This window comes from Labrys sp. Lb11 (assembly GCF_057554225.1).
In genome coordinates this window covers 568,777-590,936 of sequence record NZ_BAAJOT010000002.1, presented here as the reverse complement: position 1 = coordinate 590,936, position 22,160 = coordinate 568,777, and the positions used below count along the sequence as shown (strand labels likewise).

Sequence of the window (22,160 nt, the reverse complement as noted above, 5' to 3'; positions counted from 1 at the left end):
CGTTCAGAACAGCTCGATCACCTCGACCCCTTCCGGCAGGCCGTCGCGGTCGATGGTGACGGCGTAGTCGCCGAAGCGGCGCGCCGGCCGCTGGTTGCCGAGCCGGTCGCTGTCGAGGTCGTACAGCTCATCGCCGATCCGGCGCCGCACCTGCACCCGGTCGAACAGCCCCTGGGCATGGGCGTTGCCGAGCGCCGAGGCGTGCCTGAAGGCGATGCCGCGGCGCGAGGCCATCTCGCCGCGTGCCGCCGAGCGGTCATGCTCGAACATCGCGGACAGGCTGGCGAAGAGGTGGTCGAGGTCGGCCTGGCCGAAGCCGGTGCGCTCGGCCAGCTTGGCGTTGACGAAGATATGGGCGCGATAGAGGCCGTAGGGCACGATGTGCTTGCGGCCCATGGTGCGGTTCTCGGTGCGCTCGTCGCCCTCGCTGCCCTTCTCCCGGTCGGCCTTCTCCTTCTCGTTGGTGGCGGCCATGCGGGTGATCGAGATCTCCAGCGGCAGGATCGGCTCGACCGAGGCGGCGAAGGCGACCTGCACCGGGCCGCGCACCTGGCCGGCATTGATGCCGGTGCTCATCACCGCGCCGAAGGTGCGGACGTCGAAGAAGTTGTCGCACATGAAGCGGGTGATCGCCCGGGCTTCCCCGTCGTTCTGCGGGTTGAGCTTGGCGTCCTTGCCCACCTTGTCGCTGTCGCCGCGGATCGCCCTGTAGGCCTCGCGGTGCCGGTCGTTGAGGATGGCGCCTTCCTGCACATAGATGCGATAGCCCGGCTCCTCGCCGCGGGCGAGCTCGGTGTAGTTGCGGATCTTGCGCTTGAGGCAGACGTCGCTGACCAGGCCGTGGCCGGTCTCCGGGTCGATGCGCGGCAGGTTGCCGGCATCCGGGTCGCCGTTGGGATTGCCGTTGGTGACGTCGAAGAGGAAGACGATGTCGTAGCGATTGGCGAGAGCGGTCATTGCGATGCGGCCTCGGCAGCGGGTTTCTCGGACTTGCGGAAGAATTCGTTGCGCTGGTGGTAATAGCCGAGCGCGAACAGGGCCTGGCTCTTCTCGGCGAGGCTGGCCGGGAACGGATCGCCGCCCGGGGTCATCGCGTCCATGATCTCGCCGATCAGCCGTTCCAGGTTGACCTTCTGGCCCGGCCTGATCTTGCCGAGCTTGGACAGGTGCGGCGCCGAGCCGCGGTCGAGCAGCGGGAAGACCTTGCGCGGCTGGGCCGAGGCGGAGCTGTAGAACTTGTCCTTGATCGTGGCGTTGACCTCGCGGCCGAGCGCCGCGGACTGGACCTGCTCGTAGGCGGCGAACAGGCGGCCGAGCAGGTAGCCCGGATCCTTGAAGTCGGTGTCGAGCGACACGGGCGCCTCCGTTTTGAAGTTCTGGATCAGGATGGATTTGAGGATGGCGACGCGCAGCGCGTTGACGTCGTGGTCGGCGCGCAGGCGCATGATCAGCGTCGAGAGCAGGGTGAGCGGGTAGGGCGTATCGGTCAGGATCGCCCGCATCCATTCGCCGGCGAGGTTGGGCTGGATATTCTCGCTCTTGCGCAGCACGGCCGTCTCGATCAGCAGCCGCCACATCGAGGGCGTCTCGTGCCGCGGCGGCGGCTCGATGCGCATGCGCTGGAGGTGGGCGAGGTAGCGCACGGCGATGACGCCGAACTCGTCCTCCAGGTAGAAGCGCTGGGACAGGCGCGCGGCGTTCGGGGCGAGGCCGAGCACGAAGAAGCGCACGCCGGCCGGCATGTCGGGCTTCAGGCTGTCGATCGGCAGGCCATCGCGCAGCTTGGCGAGCCACGCCTCGATCCTGCGCTCCTCGACCGTGTCCGCCTCGCGCTCGTCGACGAAGAAGGCGGCGAACAGCGCCTCGGCCTCCTCGGCCAGGGCGCCGGACGCGTCGGCCCAGAACACGGTGGAGGCGTCGCCGACCTGGATGCGGTGGCCGCTGTCGCGTTCGAGGAAGCGGTTGAGGGCGGAGGTGTAGGCGAAGGCCGCGGCCTCGGAGACGGGGGCGTTGTCGCCCTGCTCATGGCCGTAGGAGGTGAAGGCGTCGAGGTTGAACGAGACGATCGACGCGCCGGAGGATTGCGCTCCCCAGACGCCCTTCACCGCCGGATGCAGGCGTGCGACCGGCTTGCGCTCCCCGGTGACGAGGCAGGCGGCCTCGGTCCGATCGCCCGCGGCCGAGAGGCGGGCCCAGAGGTCTCGCGCCGCCCGGCGGTCGTGGATGCAGATCCTGTCGAGGCGCTCGTTCTCGAGCGCGAAGACGATGTTCTGGTCCTTCATCTCCTCGGGCCAGCCCAGTTCGGCATAGCGCTCCGGCTTCCACGTCTCCAGGAAGCGCAGCAGCGCCTGCAAGCCCTCGTCGTCGGAGCCCGCGAGCCATTCCCGGTGCCGCGCGACGAAGGCTTCATGCTCGGCAGCGGTGCGCTTGCCCTCGCCGGCAGTAACGCCGAGTACATAGGCTGTCTTGTCCCAAAGGAAATTCGGTGCGATTCCGGAGGTGCGCTTGGCCGGCTGCGGCACAGCCATCAGCCTCGGCACCCGTTTGCGTCCCTCGCTCTGACGCAGGTCGATGGGGGCTCCGGCCGGCGTCCCGTCCTCGTTCAACGCGATCAGGACGCCGATCTTCTCCTGCGAATAGCCGAAGGCCGGCACGTCACCGCGCTCGGCCATGCGGTCATAGGAACGGACGAGGGAGGCGAGGGCGCTCATCGGCGGATCTCCGGCGAGTCGGGCGGGGGCACCTTGATCACCCCCTTGTCGAGCCGGGCGCGGAAGAACAGCGAGCTGCGGTCGCCGCCATGGTCGATGTCGTAGAGCATGAAGCCGAGGTCGCGGCTGTCGTCCACCGTCGCCGGCAGCGGCTCGTCCGGCTCGATCAGGCGGAAGGCCGCCGGGAACTCGCGCGTGCCGAGGCAGGGCTGGTGGAAGCACTGCCCCTTGCGGGCGCGCCGCCTGAAGGTGTCGAGGTGCTTGCCCTCGTTGTCGTCGGGGCCGGCCTTCGCCGTCAGGGCGAAACGCGCGGCGATGACATAGGCGACGTCGCTCAGCACGGTCGAGGCGCGCTGCTGCCGGTTGTCCTCGACCACGAGGGTGAGGTCGCCGATCTCGCCGGTCCTCATCGCCGTTCGCGCCGCCCGCTCCGGCGCCTTGGCGCCGACCTCGTTGCGGCGGATCGACTGGAAGCGGATCGGCTTGAGCACGCGGATCTCGTCGACGATCCATCGGATAGCCGGCTTCCAATGGATCGCCTCGAGGATGCCGCGGGCGGCGGATGGCGTCATCACGTCGTAGGAGACGCGCTCGACCTTCATCTCGGGACGCGTGAACAGGGCATGTTTGCCGGAAACGAGGAGACGGATTCCGTAGGACATTTGCGGGTAAGCCTGTGGCTCTCAAGGCATCTTACGTTGCGGAATCTTTTGCTGTCTGTGCCCTGGTCATGCGTGCTTCGAGTTTTCCACCGGATTGTGCCGGCGGCTGCCGACAGGAGCGGCGATCACACAATGCCGTCCCATCCCAGCTCGTCCGCCGTCTCCCAGGCCAGGCCGACATCGCGGGTGTAGAGGCTGGCGGTCTTCAGCTCCGCGAACTGGTCCGCGAAGCCCTCGACATAGGCGACGTGGCCGTTCTCGATCAGTCGGGCGCGGTCCTTCGGCGGGATCTGGACGATGTAGGGCTGGAGGCGGCGCGCGACGGCGACCGGCGGCCGGCCGCCGCGCAGGGCCGCCAGCGCCGCCTTCGCCTCGTCGTCCTGCGCCACGATCACCGGCGCCATGCCATCCTCGATCAGGCGGACCTTGTCGGCGACGGTGCGGTAGAGGAAGTTCGTCTCCCGCGGGCCGATGACGAAGGCCTGCCCGACGCCGTGTCTGTCGAGGCCCTCGCCGCGCTGCCAGTAGACCTCGGAGAAATAGGCGCGGATCGCGTCCGGCGAGAGCAGGTCGTCGCCATGCCTCGGGGCGACGCGGCTCGTCGCCTCGGCAAAGGCCGTCAGTTCGCGCGGCGGCTTCGCGTCGGTCGGGCGGAAGATGGTGACGACGCTGTCCTCGACCGGCCGGAGCCCCTCGCGGTTGCAGCGCCCCGCCGCCTGGGCGATCTGGTCGAGGCCGGCTTCGGCGCGCCAGACCCGGGGGAAGTCGACGTCGACGCCGGCCTCGATCAGGCTGGTGGCGATGACCCGGCAGGGCAGCCCGTCCTCGAGCCTCTGCCGGACCTCGGCCAGGATCCGCCGCCGGTCCGCCGCGGTCTGGCGCGTGGTGAGATGCACCAGGCCGGCGAGCCCGGCCGCCTCGCCGGCGCGGTGGAGCAGCAGGGCGTGCTTGCGGCCGTTGACGATCACCAGCCCTTGCCGCACGGCGCCGAGCTCGGCGATGATCGCCTCGTCGGACATCTCACCGGCGCGGCGCAGTGTCACGCGCCGTAACTCCCGATGCAGCCTCGGCGGATCTGGCGCCAGCTCGCGCTCCGGACCGAGTGTGAAGCCGCCCTCGAACCGCGGCGCCTTCAGGGCGGGCTGCGTCGCGGTGCAGAGCACGATGCTGCAGCCGTAATTGCGGGCCAGCTCCTCCAGGGCGGCGACACAGGGGCGCAGCACCGGCAGGGGAATGGTCTGGGCCTCGTCCAGGATGATCACCGCCTTCGCCAGGTTGTGCAGCTTGCGGCAGCGGGCCGGACGGTTGGCGAACAGGCTCTCGAACAGCTGCACGTTGGTGGTGACCACCACTGGCGCGGCCCAGTTCTCCATGGCGAGGCGCAGCCTGGCCGCGGAGGCGCCTTCGCGGTCCTCCCGCTCCGGCTCCCGCTCCTTGGGCGCGGCCGACGTCTCGATGGCCGAATGATGCTCCAGCACGACGTCGTCGCCGAGGATGTCGCGAAAGATCGCCGCCGTCTGGTCGATGATCGAGGTGAAGGGGATGGCATAGACGATGCGCTCGTGCCCCCAGCGCCGGGCGTGGTCCAGGGCGAAGGCGAGCGAGGCCAGGGTCTTGCCGCCGCCGGTCGGCACGTCGAGGGTGAAGACGCCGGGCTCCAGCGCCGCCTTGCCGCGCACATGCGCCAGGATCTCGCCGCGCCGGCGGTTGAGCGGGGTGTCGCCGGCGCGCTTGCCCGCCATGTGGGCGTCGAAGGAACCGATCAACCCCTCCACCCGGTCCGGCAGGAACGGCCAGGCGCGGTCGACGGCATGGCCGTTCACCCCGGCGTAGAAGGCCTCGGTGTCGAGGAAGTCCGCGTCGACCAGGCAGGAGAAGATCATGCGGCCGAGGAAGGCGAGCTGGAAGCTGCTCGGCCGCTGGCCGGAGGCGGGCCTGAGGCCCTGCGGGTAGAGGCCCGTCGCGTCCGGGGCGATCTCGCGGCGCCAGATCGGATCCGGCGCCGCGCCCGCGGCATTCAGCCGGTCGTTGAGGCCGCCGGTCGGCGCTTCCCTGTCGGGCAGCCCGCCGTGGTGCCCGGCGATGGCGTAGGCGAGGATATCGGCGACGAGCCTGTCGAGAAGCGTGGCCGCCAGCGTCAGCACATGCCTGGCGCCGGCGTCGGCATGGCCGACACCCTTGCCGCGGCCCATGATGTAGGCTTGGAACTCGGGGGAATATTTGCCGAGGTCGTGCAGCCATCCGGCCAGTGCCGCGGCCCTGTCCGCGCCGAACTTGGACGCGAAGGCGGCCGCCAGCCGGGCGACATTCCGCAGATGTTCGTTCAGCGGTTGCCAGTCTGAGTGATCCGTCGTTTCGGTCGAGTGCGCGTAGTGCATTTCAGGTGATCGCGATGGAGAATTTCGGCATAGTATGCATTATTCAATACCGTAAGGGAATTTTGCGATTCTCGCGAGCGATTTTTATGAGATCGCTATCTTTTCGAAATCTGGTTTTCAATGATGGAAATCATTGAAATTTGATGAACATTCTGATCCTGCCTTCCTCATGGGACTCTGTCTGTCGATGGGCAGGCGGAGCGGTCGAGCGGGCCAGGGCGACCATGCGGATGTGCTCGGTCGCTGCCGATCGCCGGGATCGCTCGATCGTCTCGACCTTTTCCGCGCGAACCCCAAGCGAGCCAAGATTCTCCGGCAGGTTCGCGCTCCAGGCAAGAGATTGAAAGCATGGGAGAATTTCCGGCATCCCGACAATTTTGCGGGGAGAGAACGCTCACTGGCGCAGAGGTTCGCGCAGATGGCGGGATTTGTCTCGGTCGAAGAATGGGTTAGCGTAAGGCGGTCGCCTCCCGCTCGGAGGCGTGGATAGAAACTATATAAACCCCCCCCCTCCACCCTACCCCCTCCGTCGCCTCCCGCTCGGAGGCGTGGATAGAAACGAGGCCTGTGCGTTGAGGCCCCGGGCCATGTCGCGGTCGCCTCCCGCTCGGAGGCGTGGATAGAAACGCCTAGACCTTGAAAAAAGACTTGGTATCCCCAAGGTCGCCTCCCGCTCGGAGGCGTGGATAGAAACTCCGCCCCCTCCACCCCAGCAAGGACTAGTCGCCAGTCGCCTCCCGCTCGGAGGCGTGGATAGAAACAGGTCGGCGCATCCGCCGCGTCCCTCGCCGTCAAGTCGCCTCCCGCTCGGAGGCGTGGATAGAAACGGCCATCATCCAACTGACGCTTCTCCGTCACGACGGTCGCCTCCCGCTCGGAGGCGTGGATAGAAACCACCATGACCAACGCCTCTGTCCTCACCTCCCTTGTCGCCTCCCGCTCGGAGGCGTGGATAGAAACTGCCTGAATTGCGGAATGCCGAAGGCGGTCACCAAGTCGCCTCCCGCTCGGAGGCGTGGATAGAAACAATGCCCGCCGAAAGCGTCATGGGAACATTTTGACGTCGCCTCCCGCTCGGAGGCGTGGATAGAAACGGCCCCTATGCCACCGCGCACGAAGCACACCGCGAGTCGCCTCCCGCTCGGAGGCGTGGATAGAAACAACGCGTGGATGCGCGGAAAACTTATGATCATTGGTCGCCTCCCGCTCGGAGGCGTGGATAGAAACCAATGGCGTCCGCGAATGGCCGTATGCTTCCACCAGTCGCCTCCCGCTCGGAGGCGTGGATAGAAACATCGCCAGTGAGCGAACCGAACCATTTGTCAATGGTCGCCTCCCGCTCGGAGGCGTGGATAGAAACTTCCCAGATTGCACGCAATTCCTGTTCGGACGCGTGTCGCCTCCCGCTCGGAGGCGTGGATAGAAACTGGAAGGGAGGCGGCGTCGAAACCGGGTCCTGGACGTCGCCTCCCGCTCGGAGGCGTGGATAGAAACGCGATCAGGGCCTTGACGGTCGCGAGCAACGCCGCGTCGCCTCCCGCTCGGAGGCGTGGATAGAAACCACGGGCTAATGGCCCAGATACCGGAGTCGCTGAGTCGCCTCCCGCTCGGAGGCGTGGATAGAAACTCGATATTCATTCTAAGCTCCTTGGCCAGTCTCTCGTCGCCTCCCGCTCGGAGGCGTGGATAGAAACATTGAGGATGGCGGCTACCCGACTGAGCCGCCGGAGTCGCCTCCCGCTCGGAGGCGTGGATAGAAACTGCGCATAGGTCAGCGCCTCGGCCTCGGTGCAGCGTCGCCTCCCGCTCGGAGGCGTGGATAGAAACGAGCGCTTCGCCGGCTGCCCCGGCACGGTGCTCGACGTCGCCTCCCGCTCGGAGGCGTGGATAGAAACGTCCATGGCCGTCTGCGGCGACTCCGGCTCCGGAGGTCGCCTCCCGCTCGGAGGCGTGGATAGAAACGCCCATGAAGCTCAGCCCGAACGCGTGCTTGGCCGGTCGCCTCCCGCTCGGAGGCGTGGATAGAAACGTGCACTTCTTGCTTGGGTGTCTTACCGAAGCCCGTCGCCTCCCGCTCGGAGGCGTGGATAGAAACGAGATGGTCGCGCCGGAGGCCGTCAAGTGGTCCGGGTCGCCTCCCGCTCGGAGGCGTGGATAGAAACCGTCGTTCCGGGCTTCGCGCTCACCGACGATGCCGTCGCCTCCCGCTCGGAGGCGTGGATAGAAACGCCTTGAGATAGCTGCGCTTCAGCAACCGACTGGGTCGCCTCCCGCTCGGAGGCGTGGATAGAAACGACACCGCGACCGGGCGCTGCCAGATGGTCAGCGTGTCGCCTCCCGCTCGGAGGCGTGGATAGAAACGTGGACGTCCTCCAGGACCGAGGCGAGGCGGGTGGTCGCCTCCCGCTCGGAGGCGTGGATAGAAACTCGGCCTGCTCAAGAGCGAGTGCCGATTCATCCCGGGTCGCCTCCCGCTCGGAGGCGTGGATAGAAACGATCCCGGCACCCAGAGCGCGCGTGCCTGCGGCGAGTCGCCTCCCGCTCGGAGGCGTGGATAGAAACTTACCGTCTAGGAAAGACTCACTTGACGAATGAGGAGTCGCCTCCCGCTCGGAGGCGTGGATAGAAACCCCGAAGTCCCTAACGAGCCCTTGGCGGTCGGCCAGCGTCGCCTCCCGCTCGGAGGCGTGGATAGAAACAGCCGGTCGGTGACGCCGCTGCTGTCACCGCCGCCCGTCGCCTCCCGCTCGGAGGCGTGGATAGAAACGCCGCGAACGCCATGCGCGTGGCCGCATTGCGGAGTCGCCTCCCGCTCGGAGGCGTGGATAGAAACGGGCAGATGGGGAGGACTCCGGTTGCGAGGGGGAGATGTCGCCTCCCGCTCGGAGGCGTGGATAGAAACGCGGCCGGGCGGGCCTACAAGACGACGCTGGCCGAGTCGCCTCCCGCTCGGAGGCGTGGATAGAAACGAAGTCAGGGTGCGTCGGGCCGCACGATGGATCGTCGCCTCCCACCCCGGGAGGCGTGGATCGAAACCGGGAGGCCGGCAGCGCCTGGCCCGTCGCCGGGGTGGTGCCGCCTGCCCGGAGGCATGATCGCGTCGTCGGGACGAGCGAGCGTGCCGCCGCCTCCGCTCGTCCGCCGCCGCGCAGCCGATCGACAGCGGCGGACGAAGCTTCGATTCACCTCCCCGAAACCCCCGCCGTGCCAGTGTCGCCGCCTGCCGCCAGCAAGGTGCCTTCCCGTGCTCGCCCTCCGCATCCGGCAATTGCGCAAGACCTTCGACCGGCCGGCGGTCGACGGGCTCGACCTGTCGGTGCGGGCCGGGGAATTCTACGCCCTGCTCGGGCCCAACGGCGCCGGCAAGACCACGACGCTGCGCATGGTCGCCGGCCTGCTGCGGCCGGACGGCGGTTCGGTGTCGGTCTTCGGCATCGACGCGCTCGCCGATCCGGTCGCGGCCAAGCGGATCACCGCCTGGGTGTCGGACGAGCCGATGATCTACGACAAGCTGACGCCGCTGGAATATCTGGAATTCGTCGCCGGCCTGTGGGGCATCGCCGCCGGCGAGGCGCAGGCGCGGGCCGAGGATCTGCTGGGCTGGCTCGGCCTGGCCGCCCATGCGCACACGCGCTGCGAGGGGTTCTCCAAGGGCATGCGCCAAAAGGTAGCGCTGGCGGGGGCGCTGGTGCACGAGCCGCGCCTGATCATCCTCGACGAGCCGCTGACCGGCCTCGACGCCGGCTCGGCACGGCAGGTCAAGGACGTGCTGCTGCAGCGGGTCCGCGCCGGCGGCACGGTGATCATGACCACCCATATCCTCGAGGTCGCCGAGCGCATGGCCGAGCGCATCGGCGTCATTGCCGGCGGCCGGCTGATCGCCGAGGGCACGCTGGAGGAGCTGCGCGGCCGGGCCGGCCTCGGCGGCGCCAGCCTGGAGGATGTCTTCCTCGGCCTCGTCGCCGGCCGGGACCTGGCGGCGTGAGCGCCGTCGCCGGTCCGCTCTGGCTGGCGCGCCACGAGCTGCGCTTCGCCTGGCGCGATTTTCACGCCGTGGTGACGGCGGGCCGGCGGCATCGGGCCTGGGCCGTGCTGCTGGCCGCGGCGGCCATGGCGGCTTTCCTGCACGCCTTGGCCTGGCGGATCGCCGGGCCCTATGCGCAGGCGCAGTTCCCGCCCGACACGCCGACCCTGCTGGCGGTGGCGGGCAGCGCCGTCCTCGCCTGGACGCTGATGCTGTCGCAGGCGATGGAATCGGTGACGCGCGCCTTCTATGCCCGCGCCGACCTCGACCTGATCCTGTCCTCGCCGGTCTCCGCCCGCTTCGTCTTCTCGGTGCGGATCGGCGCCGTCGCCGCCGGCACCGCGGCGATGGCGATGCTGCTGGTCGGCCCCTTCGTCAACGTGCTGGCCGTCCTGGGCGGGGCGCGCTGGCTCGCGGCCTATGGCGTGCTCGTCGTCATGGCCGCGGCGGCGACCGGGCTGGCCGTGGCGGCGACGACGGCGCTGTTCGCGATGGTCGGGCCGAAGCGCACGCGCCTGATCGCCCAGATCGTCGCCGCGGTGGTCGGCGCCGCCTTCGTCATCGGCGTGCAGGCGGTGTCGATCATGAGCTTCGGCACCCTGTCGCGCCTCGACGCCTTCCGGTCCGAATGGATGCTGCGGCATGCGCCGGACCCGTCCAGCCTGTTGTGGCTGCCGGCCCGGGCGGCGATGGGCGAGGCCGGGCCCCTTGCGGCGGTCGCCGCCGCCGCGCTCGCCGTGCTGGCCCTCGCCACCGCCGCCTGCGCCGGCCGCTTCGGCGGCTATGCCATGGCCGCCGCGGGGGTGGGACGCGGCGAGACGCGCCAGCGCCGCCGCTTCCGTTTCCGGGCGGAGACGCCGGCCCGGGCCCTGCGCCGGAAGGAGTGGGTGCTGCTGGTCCGCGACCCCTGGCTGATGTCGCAGACGCTGATGCAGATCCTGTATCTCATTCCGCCGGCCCTGCTGCTCTGGCACAGCTACGGCGACAGCGCCGGGGCGACGGCGATCGTCGCGCCAGTGCTGGTGATGGCGTCCGGGCAACTCGCGGGCGGCCTCGCCTGGCTTGCCATCTCGGGCGAGGATGCGCCGGATCTGGTGGCGACGGCGCCGGTCGGCCGCGGCGCCGTCCTGCGCGCCAAGGCCGAGGCGGTGCTCGGCGCCGTGGCCCTGGTGCTGGCGCCGATCCTGGCGGTCCTGGCCTGGCTGTCGCCGCCGGTGGCGGCGATCACCGCGGCCGGGGCGCTGGCGGCGACGGCGTCGGCCACCGCCATCCAGTTCTTCTTCCGCACCCAGGCCCGGCGCAGCCATTTTCGCCGCCGCCAGACCTCGTCGCGCGCCGCCACCTTCGCCGAAGCCTTCGCCTCGATCGGCTGGGCGGCCGCCGCCGGCCTCGCCGCGGCCGGCCAGCCCGGCGCCGCGCTGCTGCCGGCGGCGCTGGCGATCGCCGTCGTTGCCCTGGCGCGGATGATCGCCCCGAAGGCGGGCTGAGCCCGGGTCTGCGGGCATCGCGGTCCGTGCGAGCGCGGCGGCGCGAGAGCGTCTTGCGATTTGACGGAATCGCGTCAAGCCGCAAAGACGCGTCGAAACAAGGCGTTGGAGCAAGGCGCGTTTCCGCCAAAACGCGCTTTGCTCTTGGGGGAGGCGGCCGGTGCCGGCCGCCCGCGGCCTCCTGTTATTTTGCCGTCATGCTGGCGGGCTAGGGGCTCGATGCCACCCGACATGGGCATTCCCACCTCAGGCAGGACCAAATTCTTATGCGTAAAATCCTCATGGCCGCGGCCGTCGCGGCCGGCATTTTTTCCGGCATCGGCTCCGCCTCCGCGGAGTTCGTGAATCCCTTCCAGTATCCGCAGCCCAAGGAAGGCGGCGACTTCTTCGCCGTCATCGAGATCCCCGCCGGCAGCTTCACCAAGTACGAGATCGACGCCAAGAACGGCCATGTCGTCGTGGACCGCTACCAGTCCATGCCGGTCGTCTACCCCGCCAATTACGGCTCGATCCCGAGCTCGCTTGCCGGCGACGGTGATCCGCTCGACGTTCTGGTCTACACGCGCGAGCCGATCGTTCCAGGCGCGCTGATCAAGGTCCGGGCCATCGGCGTGCTCAAGATGGTCGACGGCGGCGAGACGGACGACAAGATCGTCGCGGTGCCGGCGTCCGACATCGACCCGACCTATGACCGGGTGAAATCCATCGGCGACCTCCCCGAAATGGAGCGCGCCCGCCTGGAGGCGTTCTTCCGGGTCTACAAGCAGCTTCCTGCCGGCCGGAAGGAGGTCGTGCTCAACGGCTTCGAGGACGCCAAGGTCGCCGAGGAGCTCGTCGCGGCCGCGATCACCAGCTATCGCGGCAAGAACCAGTAGCCCGGCCTCCGGGCATGGCCCGGGACGACGCGCGGACGGCGGGGCCTTGCGACCCGCGCGTCGATCCCGCCCGGCAGGCGATGTCGCGCCCCTGCATCGAGACGATCGATCGTCCCGCCGGAGCCCGGGACGCGGCGCTCAGGGGGCCGTCAGCAACCCCTCCGGTATCGGTCGATCGTCGGTTTCCCTTTCCCAGGCCTGCGCCGCGATCCTCCAGTGTCCGTCGCTCTTGACGAGCAGCATCATCTCGAGATTGCGGCTGACGTCGCGCCCATTCTCCGTGTTCTCGCAAGCGGCTGCCGCCATGGCCACATTGCCGAAGATCAAGATCTTCGTTCCGACCACCTTCTCATGAAACGACGCCAGCGTCGTCCGCGCCAGTTCGCCCATGCGCTGCGTGAATTCCTCGAGCGATTTCGCCGTGGCGGGGCGAGCCGACGGATAGAGCGGCGCGTCCGGGAGGAAGTCGCTCCTGAACGCGGTCGTGTCGGGGCCCGCCATCGCCGTCCAGCTCATGCTCGCGAACTGGCGATCGATGAGCGCCCGGATCGCCTGCAGGTCGGCCGTCCTTTCGTCCATTCGAGATCTCCGAGCCGAAGTGATCATTCGACGCATCGACCCTATCATCCGATTTGACGCCGTGCAGGCAGCCGGATGCGGATCCGGCCCTGGCGGGCTCCGGCGCCGCGGCGATCGATCCCGGGTCATCAAGGCGAAAAAAAACGGCCCGGCGTGCGGAGCCGGGCCTTGTGAGTTCGGTAACTGGACCGGGCGTTGGGGGAGACGCCCGTGCCCCAACAATGCCGGCCCGCCCGACTTTGTTCCGACCCGGTGCATGCCGGCCCGATGATGCAGCGCCGGGCCGGGCAGGCTGCCCGTGTCCGGCCTGCGGTCCGCGCCGACGCAGGCGTCCGGCGCCGTGGCCATTGGAACTCTCGATTTGGTGAATTGACGCAGGGGTATGCGCCAATATGGTGAGGGCGGCCGCAATGGCGCCTACCGATGCGGTCCGGGGCCGGGGAGCACTCGCTCGGAGGCGTTCCTCGGTCCCTTCTCCGGAAGCGCGATCGAGGCTGACGGCCTTCATCGCCACGGCGGGTGATCTGCGGATTGCCTTTCACGCGATCAACCGGGATGACGCTCGCCCACGGCCTCGGCCGCCTTGCCGTGATGTCACCGGAGATGATGCGCCGGTCGTGGCAGGCCCGGCCGCGCCGGCCGGGCCGTCGCCTTCGCCCGGCACAACGGCGAGGATGCCGCGCTTGGCCATTTATCCCGGCGCGGCAAGCCTGTATGAACGGCCCGTGAAGGCAGGGACGGCCAGGGCGTGAAGACACAGAACGGGGACGTTGCGGCGCCGTCGGGGGCGACATCGAAGACACAGGACCGGCAGCCCGGCATCCGCGCGCGGGCATCCGGCTTCGCCGACATGTTCGACCGTTCGACCGGCGGCGCGCTGACGCCCCTCAGCGTGGTGATCGACAAGGTCCTCGGGCCGGTGCACGCCGTGATCGAGGGGCGGCCGACCCTGATGTTCGGCACCAATTCCTATCTCGGCCTGAACTTCGAGGAGAGCTGCATCGAGGCGGCGACGCAGGCGCTGCGCAAGTTCGGCGCCGGCTCGACCGCCTCGCGCGTCGCCAGCGGCAACCAGAAGCTGCACGTGGCGCTGGAGAAGGCCGTCGCCGACCTCTACGGCCGTTCGGAGGCGGTGGTGTTCTCCACCGGCTTCATGGCCAATCTCGGCGCCATCGGCGGCCTGGTGCGCGAGGGCGACGCCATCGCGCTCGACGCCCATTGCCATGCCTCGATCTTCGACGCCTGCCGGCTGAGCGGCGCCAAGGTCGCCACCTTCCGCCACAATGATGCTGCCGACCTCGCGCGGGTGATGGCGGCGAGCGGCGTGGCGCCGCAGCGCACGCTCATCGTGGCCGAGGGCGTCTACAGCGTGCTCGGCGACGTCGCCGACCTGCCCGCCATCGTTTCGGTCGCCCGCGGCAGCGGCGCGGTGCTGCTGGTCGACGAGGCCCATTCGCTCGGGCTCTACGGCGCCGGCTCGCGCGGCGTCGCCGAGGAGCAGGGGGTGGAGGACGATGTCGACGTCATCGTCGGCACCTTCTCCAAGAGCGTCGGCGTGGTCGGCGGCTATTGCGTCACCCGCGACCGCGCCTTCCGGGCGCTGCGCTTCGCCGCCCGGCCCTATCTCTACACCGCTTCGCTGCCGCCGCCGGTGGTGGCGGCGGCGCACCGGGCGATCGACCTGATCCGCGACGATGATTCGCGCCGGCAGAAGGCCTGGCGCAACGCCCACGCCTTCCACGCGGGCCTCGCCGCGCTCGGCCTGCCGCCCTGCGCCCCGCCCGGCCCGGTCGGCGCGCTGCGCATGCCCGGCATCAAGCAGGGCCTCGACATGTGGCGCACGCTCCTCACAGCCGGCGTCTACGTCAACATGCTGATTCCGCCGGCCACGCCCAACGGCGAGGTGGTGCTGCGCTACAGCGTCTCGGCTGCGCACGAGCCGGCGGACATCGCGGCGGCGCTGGCGGCGATCGAGCGCTCGGCCCGGGCCGTGGGCATCCCGGCGCCGGCCGTCGCGCAGGGATAGCCCGCCCGGAGCCTGCTCCCGAAAATCGCCCCCTGCCCGACCGGCGAGAATCCCTCGGCGGCCCCGGGCCTCCGCCTTTCGGGGCAGGCTCAGGACGCGGCGGGAGGCGCCGCCGGCGGCAGGCCGATCAGGTCGAGCCCTTCCGAGACCGTGGCGATGGTCAGGCCCCGGCCCCGCACCCGCTCCAGCGCGTGCTCGAGGATGGCGGGCGTGCAGCCATAGGGGCTCGGCGGGTCTGCGACGTCGTGTGTCGTCAGGATCAGCCAGCCATTCTGGCGGATGGTGCGCTCGATCGCCGCGTCGATGCCGCCGGGCTCGCGCATCGAGCGGTCGAGCAGGATCGAGTGCAGGAAATGCGGGTCGACCCAGCCGGCATTGATCCCGGGATGGGTCGTGCGGCTGGAGCGCACGAGCCGGCCGAGGATCGCCCTGTGCACCAGGCTGGAATAGCCGTAGGGATAGGCGAAGTTCTCCAGCTTCGCCCCCGGAACCAGGCCGGCCAGGATGCGGCGGCACTCCATCATGTCGGCGTGGAAAGCGGCGGCGTCGAGGCGGGATACCGGCAGGTGGCCATGGGTGTGCAGCGCGATCTCGTGGCCGTGCGCGGCCAGGGCCGCGGTCGCATCCGGCTCGGCGACGGTCCAGTGGTCGGTGGAGCGGCCGAACAGCGAGGTGGCGATGTAGAAGGTGCCGCGGGCGCCGAAATCCTCCAGCATGCGGGCTCCCACCGCCGCGGCGGAGACGGGGATGTCGTCGAAGCTGAAGCTGACCAGCGGCCGGTCGTTGCGCATCCGGTGGCGCCGCAGCGGCAGGTAGCGCGCCACGCGATGCGCCAGACGCATGCGCAGGCCGATCCGTTGCGGCGGAATGGTCTGGTTCGTTGCTGCTGAAACCGGCATGGTCGGGGCAAATTCGACTGGCGCACGCGATGGCATGCATGGTGATATGTCTGCGATCTCCCAACTTCGAGGAAAAACACATCGGAAGCCTTAACGCGGGCGCATGGGCGGTGCGTGAGGCGGCGGATTGATGCGGGCGGCGTAATGATTCCTGTCGATATCGGATCCTGCCTGGGCTGGATCCATCCGGGCGCGAGCGCGCGCGGCGTCGTGCTGTGCGGCGCGCTCGACTATGAAGGCCTGTGCACCTACCGGGCCTGGCACGACCTGGCCGAGGGCATCGCCGCGGCGGGCTGCCCGGTGCTGCGCTTCGACTATCCCGGGCGCGGCGATTCGCTCGACCCGCGCGCCGGCGCCGACCTGTTCGAATCCTGCGTCGCCGCGGCGCGCGCGGCGATCGAACGGCTGCGGGCGGAAGCCGGCGTCGAGGAGGTCGTGCTGGCGGGCCTGCGCTTCGGCGCCCTGGTGGCGGCGCAGGCCGCCGCCGGGCGCGACGATGTCGAGGCCCTGGTCCTGCTGGCCCCGGCCGCCTCCGGCAGGGCCTTCGCCCGCGAACTGACGATCCAGGCCCGCCTGCTCGCCTCCAGCCTGCCGGCCGCGGCGGTCGGCGATCCCGCCCCGGGCGTGGCGGTGGCGGGCTTCGTCCTGTCCGAGGCCGATCTCGCCGGCATCAAGCGCGTCGACCTCGCCAAGGTCGCGGGCCTCGCGCCGCGCCACATCCTGCTGGCGGAGCCGCAGGATCGGGCCGACAAGGCGCTGGCGGCGCATCTGGCAACCCTCGGCGGGACTGTCGAGCAGGAGACCTTCGCCGGCTATGAGGATCTGATGCGCAGCCCGACGATGGCGCGGGCGCCGGCGGCCTGGGCGCGGGTGACCGGCTGGATCGCCGCCGGCCGGCCCGAGCGGCCGGCGCGACCCGTCGAGCCGGGCCCCGTCGCCTTCCAAGGGCCGGACTGGCGGGAGACGGTGGTGCGGTTCGGCCCGGACCGCGGGCTGCCCGGCATCGTCTGCCGTCCCTCGGAGCCGCGGCCCTCGGCGCCCTTCGTGGTGCTGGCCAATTCCGGGCGCAACCCGCGCTCGGGCTGGGCGCGCTCGGCGACGGTGCTCGCCCGTCGCCTGGCCGGGGAGGGATTCGCCTCGCTGCGCTTCGACGGCACCGGCATCGGCGACGGCCGGCCGGCGCCGGCCGGAGCCGAGCCGCTCTATTCGCGCGAGGCCCAGGCCGACCTGCGCGCTGCCCTCGACGCCATGGAGCAGGCCGGCGAGCGCGACTTCCTGTTGCTCGGCGCCTGCAGCGGCGCCTATGCCGTGTTCCATGCGGCGGTCGAGGACCGGCGCGTCGGCGCGGCGGCCTGCGTCAATCTGCAGCGCTTCATCTGGCGCCACGGCGACAGCCTGGAGGTGGTGATGCGCCAGGCGGTCAAGCCGGCGGAGTTCTACCGCCGCAACCTGTTCCGGCGCGAGACGCTGTCGCGGCTCCTGCGCGGCGACATCGATGTCGGCTCGATCGCCGCCGGCCTGTTCCGGCGCAAGATCGGCAAGCCGGTCGGCCGCATCCTCGGCGCGGTCGCCGGCCGTATCGGCATCCCGACGCCGACGGCCCGGGTCAGGGCCTGGATGCAGGGGCTGGAGAAACGCGGCGCGCGCCTCCTGCTCGTCCACAGCGCCGGCGATCCCGGCCTCGACGAGATGCTGCACCATTTCGGCCCGGGCGAGGCCTGGCTGTCGCGGCGCCGCAACGTCGGGCGGGTGCTGATCGCCGACAGCGACCACGACCTCACCCCGGCCCGGGCGCGCGAGGATCTGTGGCAGGCGCTCATCAGCTTCCTCGGCGGTGCCCGGCCGGTGGCGGCGGAGGCGCCGGCGGTGCGTGCCGATGGCAATTGACGGGCCAGCCGGGGCCGCGCATCAACCGGGCATTAATCATGTTTCGGCGAAGCTGCGCCCATGGCACACGGGGGCAGCAGCCTAAGATGATCGATGACCGCACGGACGCCGCCCCAGGCGACCGGCCGGCCGTTGCGCGCGCCCCGGCCACGCCGCCGCTCGCCGGGCTGACGCCGGCGCTGGTCGTGCGCGCGGCCTTGCGCCGCAAATGGCTGGTCGCCGCCGTCACGGTGTTGACCGTCCTCGCCGTCGCCTTCGGCGCCAGCCTGCTCAAGCCGCGTTTCGTGGCGACGTCGCAGGTCTTCATCGACCCGCGCGGGCTGCAGGTGGTGCAGACCGACATCACCGCCAACAATGTCGACTCCCAGGCCTTCACCAACCTCGTCGAAAGCCAGGTGGTGATCGTGCTGTCCGACAAGGTGATCCGCCCGGTCGTCGATTCCGCCAAGCTCTATGCGGACCGGGATTTCGCCGGGCGCGCGACGGTGGCCGAGGACACCACCGATTCGGCGGCGCTCGAGGCGGCGCGCAAGGCAGCCGCGGAGACGCTGAAGCGCCAGACCAGCGTGCGCCGGCCCGAGCGCACCTCGATCATCGAGATCACGGTGACGGCGGCGACCGCGGAGCGGGCGGCCGAGCTCGCCAACGCCATCGCCCTGAGCTACCTGGCGCAGGTCACCGCCACTCAGACCGAGCTCGCCCAGCGCACCACCAACCTGCTCAACGACCGCCTGGACGCGCTGCAGCGCCGCGTGCGCGACGCCGAGACCCGCATCCAGGAGTACAAGACCAAGAACAACCTGATCGGCACCCAGTCCATATCGGTGACCGAAGCCCAGCTCTCCGATGTCAACGCCCGGCTCACCGCGGCGCGGGCCCGCGTCACCGAGGCGCAGGTGCGCTACGACCAGATCCTCGCCGCCCAGCGCTCGCCCGAGGCCATCGGCGCCCTGCCGGAAGCGGTCGGCTCGACCACGATCGGCAATCTGCGCGTCCAGAACGTCGAGGCGCGCCGCACCCTGGCCTCGCTCTCGGCCGTGCTCGGATCCCAGCATCCGAGCGTGCGGGCCGCGGCCGCGCAGGTGGAGGACACGCGCCGTTCGCTGGCGGCCGAGCTCGGCCGTGTCGCCTCCTCCACCCGGGTCGAGCTCAACCGGGCCAAGGAAGCCGAGAGCGATCTCGCCAGGTCGCTGGAGACCCTGAAGGGCCAGGTCTCCGACGCGGGCCAGGCGTCGGTGCAGCTGCGCGAGCTCGAGCGCGAGGCGGATGCGAGCCGCAACGTCTACCAGGCCTTCCTGGCCCGTTCGCGCGAGACCGGCGAGCTCGCCGGCCTCGGCGCCACCAATGCCAGCCTCGTCACCGCGGCGACGCCGCCGCCGGCCCGCTCCTTCCCGCCTCGCCTCAGCCTGCTGCTGGTTCTGGGCGCCGTGCTCGGCTGCCTGCTCGGCCTCGCCCTGGCCGTGCTCCTGGAAATGGTGCAGGCCGCGTTCGGCGCGCCGGCCGCCATCGGCACCGCCGGCGAGGCCGCCGCCGCCCTGGCGAAGGCGGCCCGGCTGGCCGAAGCCGCTTCGCCGGCCGCCGAAGCGGCCGGCTCGACCGTCACGCTGCTGGCGCCGTTCCCGCCGGCCGTGCGCCGCGCCCAGGAGCGGGGCCAGCTCGACCTGCGCCAGATCGGGCTGCCGGTGCTGGTGCCCGGCGCCGAGGAGCATCGGCTCTTCCTCGCCTCCGTGGTCGACGGCATCGAGCCCGCATCCACGCCGTCGCAGCCGCGCTGCCTGATGGTGGCGGGCGTCAATGCGGGGCTCGAGCGCACGACGCTGGCCCTGAATCTCGCCCTGGCGGCGCAAGCGCGCGGCGCGCGCGTCATGCTGATGGACTACGACCAGGGCGCCCGCGCCCTGACCGGCATGGTCGCCGGCGCGCTGCGCCATCCGCTGATCGGCGCAGCCGGGGGCTCGGGCCGGCTGTTCCATCCGACCCTGACCGGCGTCGGCCTCATCCTGTTCCCCGAGCGCACGCCGATGTCGCAGATCGACCCGCTGCAGATCTGCGACACCGTGTTCGACGGCGAAGGCAGCTTCGACCTCCTGGTCTGCGACGGTCCGGAGACGCTGGCCCAGATCCGCCAGGAGGGTGGCGCCGACCTCGCCCGTATCGGCATCGTGCTGACGGTGGATGCCCCCGCCGCGGCGGAAGACCTCGCCGGCGAGGCCCCGGCCGCCCGCATCCTCAAGGTCGTCGCGGTCTCCCGGGGCGAGCCGGTGGCCGACACGGCCTCGAAGCCGGCGGCCTGACAGCGCCGACGGGCTCGCGGTCCCATGGGGATCGGAGGGGCGGCCTGCAGGCCGCTGCCGCTCCCGAGGCCTCCCCGGGGGCCGCGGACGGGCCCCGGGACGGCAGGGGTCACGCGCCCTTGGCGCTGAAGTCCCAGGGCAGCGACCAGATCCGTTTGCCCGTGGCGGCGAACACCGCATTGGCGACCGACGGAGCCACCGGCGGCACCCCCGGCTCGCCGACGCCGGACGGAGCCTCGGTCGAGGGCACGATATGCACCTCCACCTTCGGCATTTCCGACAGGCGCAGCGGCTCGTACGTGTCGAAATTGGCCTGGTCGACGACCCCGTCCGTCAGGGTGATCTGGTTGCGCAGGGCAGCGCCGAGGCCGTAGCCGACGCCGCCTTCGATCTGGGCCCGGACCACGTCGGGATTGACGGCGATGCCGCAGTCGATCGCCGCGACGACGCGGTCGACCTTGACGCCGCCGTCCGGCTTGGCGGTCACCTCCGCCACCATGGCGACGAAGCTGCCGAAGCTCTCGTGCACGGCGACGCCGCGGCCGCGCCCCTTCTCGATCGGGCTGCCCCAGCCGGCCTTCTCCGCCGCCAGCCGGAGCACGGCGGCATGGCGCGGATGGTCCTTGAGCAGGTCGAGTCGGAAGTGGACGGGGTCCTTGCCGGCGGCGACTGCCAGGGCATCGATCGTCATCTCCACCGCATGGGCGGTGTGGGTGTGGCCGACCGAGCGCCACCACAGCGTCGTGATCGGCGAATCGGCCCGCTGCCACTCCACCCGGAGGCTGGGAATGGCGTAGGGCATGTCGGACGCGCCCTCGACCGCGGTGGCGTCGACGCCGTCCTTCACCACCATGGCCTCCATCAGCGTGCCGACGGCGAAGGACTGGCCGACGAGGCGATGCTCCCAGGCGACCGGGTTGCCCTGGGCATCGAGGCCGGCGCGCACGACGTGATGGAACATCGGCCGGTAGCGTCCGCCGCGGATGTCGTCCTCGCGCGTCCACACCAGGTGGATCGGCGCCTTGCCGCCGGTCGCCTTGGCCAGCAGGGCCATCTCGGCGACATAGTCGGCGTTCGGCGTGGCGCGGCGGCCGAAGGAGCCGCCGGCCCATTGGGTGTGGATGCGCACCTGCTCCGGCTTCAGGCCGAGGATGGCGGCGACCGTCGCCTGCTCAACCGTCTGGAACTGCGATCCGGCCCAGATGTCGACGCCGCCATCCGCCGCCATCTCGATGACGCCGTTGAGCGGCTCCATCGGCGCATGGGCGAGATAGGGGAAGGAGAACTCCGCCTCGACCAGCCTGGCCGCGCCCTTCAGCGCTGCGGCCGCGTCGCCCCGGCCGGCCGCGGTCGCGCCGGGCTTGGCGGCGAGCGCCCGGTAATCGGCCTTCATGGCGTCGCTCGAGCGCATCTCCGCCTTGGAGTCGTCCCACTCCACCTTGAGGGCGTCGCGCCCGCGCATGGCCGACCAGGTGTCGCGGGCGAGGACCGCGACGCCGACGGGCAGCGTCACCACGTCGACCACGCCCTTCACCGCCTTGGCGGCGGCGGCGTCGACCGACTTGACCGTGCCGCCGAAGCGGGGCGGGCGGGCGATCACCGCGGTGAGCTGGCCCGGCCGGCGGATGTCGAGCGCGTAGATCGCTTGCCCCGTGGTCTTGGCGACGGAATCCAGCCGCGGCAGCGGCTTGCCGATATAGACCCATTGCTCCGGCGTCTTCAGCGTCACGTCCCGGGGCACGGGCAGGGCCGCGGCCTTGGCGGCGAAGGCGCCGAAGCCGGCGCTGCGGCCGGAGGCATGGCTGATCACGCCCTTCGACACGGCGATCTCCCCAGCCGGCACGCCCCATTCGGCGGCCGCGGCGGCGACGAGCATCGCCCTGGCGGCGGCGCCGGCCATGCGCAGCTGCATCCAGGAATTGGCGGTGGAGGTCGAGCCGCCCGTGCCCTGGATCGGGCCGAAGAACAGGTTGTTGTAGAGCTTGGCATCGGCGGGCGCGAATTCGGCCCGGACCTTCGACCAGTCGGCGTCGAGCTCGTCGGCGACGATGGTCGACAGGCCGGTGGCGATGCCCTGGCCCTTGTCGAGATGCTTGATCAGCACGGTGACGCTGTCGTCGGCGCCGATCCGCACGAAGGCGTTCGGGGCCGGGCCGTCCTGCGGCGTGGCGGCGAGGGCGGCGCCGCGGCCGCCGAAATCGACCACGGTGCCGATGACGAGCGCGCCGGCGGCGGCGCCGGCTCCCTGCAGGAAGGCGCGGCGGGTTGCGGGGACCGCCTTGGCGGCGCGGCCGCGGATCCGGTCGAGCTGGGCTGTGGTGAACATGGTCCGGCCTCC

Annotated in this window: 13 protein-coding genes and 1 CRISPR repeat array; of the genes, 6 read left to right on the top strand and 7 right to left on the bottom strand. The window is 70.6% G+C overall.

Going from position 1 to position 22,160, the window contains the following annotated elements; genetic code table 11:
• Positions 1-3 precede the first annotated feature (3 nt).
• From cas7c to AC27L4_RS07900, 4 genes are all read right to left on the bottom strand, one after another.
• Positions 4-957: a type I-C CRISPR-associated protein Cas7/Csd2 gene (cas7c, locus tag AC27L4_RS07915; RefSeq protein ID WP_487141542.1), complete on the bottom strand. Its 954-nt coding sequence runs from the start codon at positions 955-957 to the stop codon at positions 4-6.
• Positions 954-2,711 (bottom strand): type I-C CRISPR-associated protein Cas8c/Csd1, encoded by a 1,758-nt coding sequence (gene cas8c, locus AC27L4_RS07910; protein WP_487141541.1) that lies wholly within the window; start codon positions 2,709-2,711, stop codon positions 954-956. Before cas8c ends, cas7c begins: the two co-directional genes overlap by 4 nt.
• Complete coding sequence (gene cas5c / locus AC27L4_RS07905; RefSeq protein ID WP_487141540.1) at positions 2,708-3,373, bottom strand: type I-C CRISPR-associated protein Cas5c; 666 nt, start codon at positions 3,371-3,373, stop codon at positions 2,708-2,710. Before cas5c ends, cas8c begins: the two co-directional genes overlap by 4 nt.
• A 125-nt stretch (positions 3,374-3,498) precedes the next feature.
• On the bottom strand, positions 3,499-5,751 hold the full coding sequence (locus AC27L4_RS07900; protein ID WP_487141539.1) for a CRISPR-associated endonuclease Cas3'': 2,253 nt from the start codon (positions 5,749-5,751) through the stop codon (positions 3,499-3,501).
• A gap of 462 nt (positions 5,752-6,213) precedes the next feature.
• A CRISPR array of direct repeats spans positions 6,214-8,720; the repeat unit is 32 nt; unit sequence GTCGCCTCCCGCTCGGAGGCGTGGATAGAAAC.
• 275 nt (positions 8,721-8,995) lie between these two features.
• On the opposite strand from AC27L4_RS07900, the gene AC27L4_RS07895 reads away from it, so the two are divergent.
• The 3 genes from AC27L4_RS07895 (at position 8,996) to AC27L4_RS07885 (ending at position 12,137) form a co-directional block, all read left to right on the top strand.
• Complete coding sequence (locus AC27L4_RS07895; protein ID WP_487141538.1) at positions 8,996-9,736, top strand: ABC transporter ATP-binding protein; 741 nt, start codon at positions 8,996-8,998, stop codon at positions 9,734-9,736.
• Positions 9,733-11,262 carry a permease gene (locus AC27L4_RS07890; protein ID WP_487141537.1) on the top strand — a complete coding sequence of 510 codons (1,530 nt, stop codon included), beginning with the start codon at positions 9,733-9,735 and terminating at the stop codon, positions 11,260-11,262. Before AC27L4_RS07895 ends, AC27L4_RS07890 begins: the two co-directional genes overlap by 4 nt.
• Before the next feature lie 266 nt (positions 11,263-11,528).
• On the top strand, positions 11,529-12,137 hold the full coding sequence (locus AC27L4_RS07885; RefSeq protein WP_487141536.1) for an inorganic diphosphatase: 609 nt from the start codon (positions 11,529-11,531) through the stop codon (positions 12,135-12,137).
• 138 nt (positions 12,138-12,275) lie between these two features.
• Here AC27L4_RS07885 and AC27L4_RS07880 read toward each other — a convergent pair whose 3' ends face one another.
• Positions 12,276-12,716 (bottom strand): nuclear transport factor 2 family protein, encoded by a 441-nt coding sequence (locus AC27L4_RS07880; protein ID WP_487141535.1) that lies wholly within the window; start codon positions 12,714-12,716, stop codon positions 12,276-12,278.
• 748 nt (positions 12,717-13,464) lie between these two features.
• On the opposite strand from AC27L4_RS07880, the gene AC27L4_RS07875 reads away from it, so the two are divergent.
• The gene (locus AC27L4_RS07875) at positions 13,465-14,742 is read left to right on the top strand and encodes an aminotransferase class I/II-fold pyridoxal phosphate-dependent enzyme (RefSeq protein WP_487141534.1); all 1,278 of its coding nucleotides are present in this window, start codon (positions 13,465-13,467) and stop codon (positions 14,740-14,742) included.
• Between the two features lie 89 nt (positions 14,743-14,831).
• Here AC27L4_RS07875 and AC27L4_RS07870 read toward each other — a convergent pair whose 3' ends face one another.
• The gene (locus AC27L4_RS07870; protein ID WP_487141533.1) at positions 14,832-15,584 is read right to left on the bottom strand and encodes a polysaccharide deacetylase family protein; all 753 of its coding nucleotides are present in this window, start codon (positions 15,582-15,584) and stop codon (positions 14,832-14,834) included.
• 201 nt (positions 15,585-15,785) lie between these two features.
• Between AC27L4_RS07870 and AC27L4_RS07865 the strand changes: the two genes are divergently transcribed.
• Both AC27L4_RS07865 and AC27L4_RS07860 read left to right on the top strand, forming a co-directional pair.
• Entirely contained in the window at positions 15,786-17,528 is a 1,743-nt protein-coding gene (locus AC27L4_RS07865; protein WP_487141532.1) for an alpha/beta hydrolase, read from the top strand.
• Positions 17,529-17,614: 86 nt separating this feature from the next.
• Entirely contained in the window at positions 17,615-19,822 is a 2,208-nt protein-coding gene (locus AC27L4_RS07860; RefSeq protein WP_487141531.1) for a GumC family protein, read from the top strand.
• Positions 19,823-19,931: 109 nt separating this feature from the next.
• Here the strand turns inward: AC27L4_RS07860 and AC27L4_RS07855 are convergent, their stop codons facing one another.
• Positions 19,932-22,148 carry a xanthine dehydrogenase family protein molybdopterin-binding subunit gene (locus AC27L4_RS07855; protein ID WP_487141530.1) on the bottom strand — a complete coding sequence of 739 codons (2,217 nt, stop codon included), beginning with the start codon at positions 22,146-22,148 and terminating at the stop codon, positions 19,932-19,934.
• Positions 22,149-22,160 lie beyond the last annotated feature (12 nt).

Excerpts from the sequence above, each read along its gene's own strand:
- cas7c (WP_487141542.1), bottom strand. The coding sequence starts at position 957 with ATGACCGCTCTCGCCAATCGCTACGACATCGTCTTCCTCTTCGACGTC.
- cas8c (WP_487141541.1), bottom strand. The coding sequence starts at position 2,711 with ATGAGCGCCCTCGCCTCCCTCGTCCGTTCCTATGACCGCATGGCCGAG.
- cas5c (WP_487141540.1), bottom strand. The coding sequence starts at position 3,373 with ATGTCCTACGGAATCCGTCTCCTCGTTTCCGGCAAACATGCCCTGTTC.
- AC27L4_RS07900 (WP_487141539.1), bottom strand. The coding sequence starts at position 5,751 with ATGCACTACGCGCACTCGACCGAAACGACGGATCACTCAGACTGGCAA.
- AC27L4_RS07885 (WP_487141536.1), top strand. The coding sequence starts at position 11,529 with ATGCGTAAAATCCTCATGGCCGCGGCCGTCGCGGCCGGCATTTTTTCC.
- AC27L4_RS07880 (WP_487141535.1), bottom strand. The coding sequence starts at position 12,716 with ATGGACGAAAGGACGGCCGACCTGCAGGCGATCCGGGCGCTCATCGAT.
- AC27L4_RS07870 (WP_487141533.1), bottom strand. The coding sequence starts at position 15,584 with ATGCGTCTGGCGCATCGCGTGGCGCGCTACCTGCCGCTGCGGCGCCAC.
- AC27L4_RS07865 (WP_487141532.1), top strand. The coding sequence starts at position 15,786 with ATGATTCCTGTCGATATCGGATCCTGCCTGGGCTGGATCCATCCGGGC.
- AC27L4_RS07860 (WP_487141531.1), top strand. The coding sequence starts at position 17,615 with ATGATCGATGACCGCACGGACGCCGCCCCAGGCGACCGGCCGGCCGTT.
- AC27L4_RS07855 (WP_487141530.1), bottom strand. The coding sequence starts at position 22,148 with ATGTTCACCACAGCCCAGCTCGACCGGATCCGCGGCCGCGCCGCCAAG.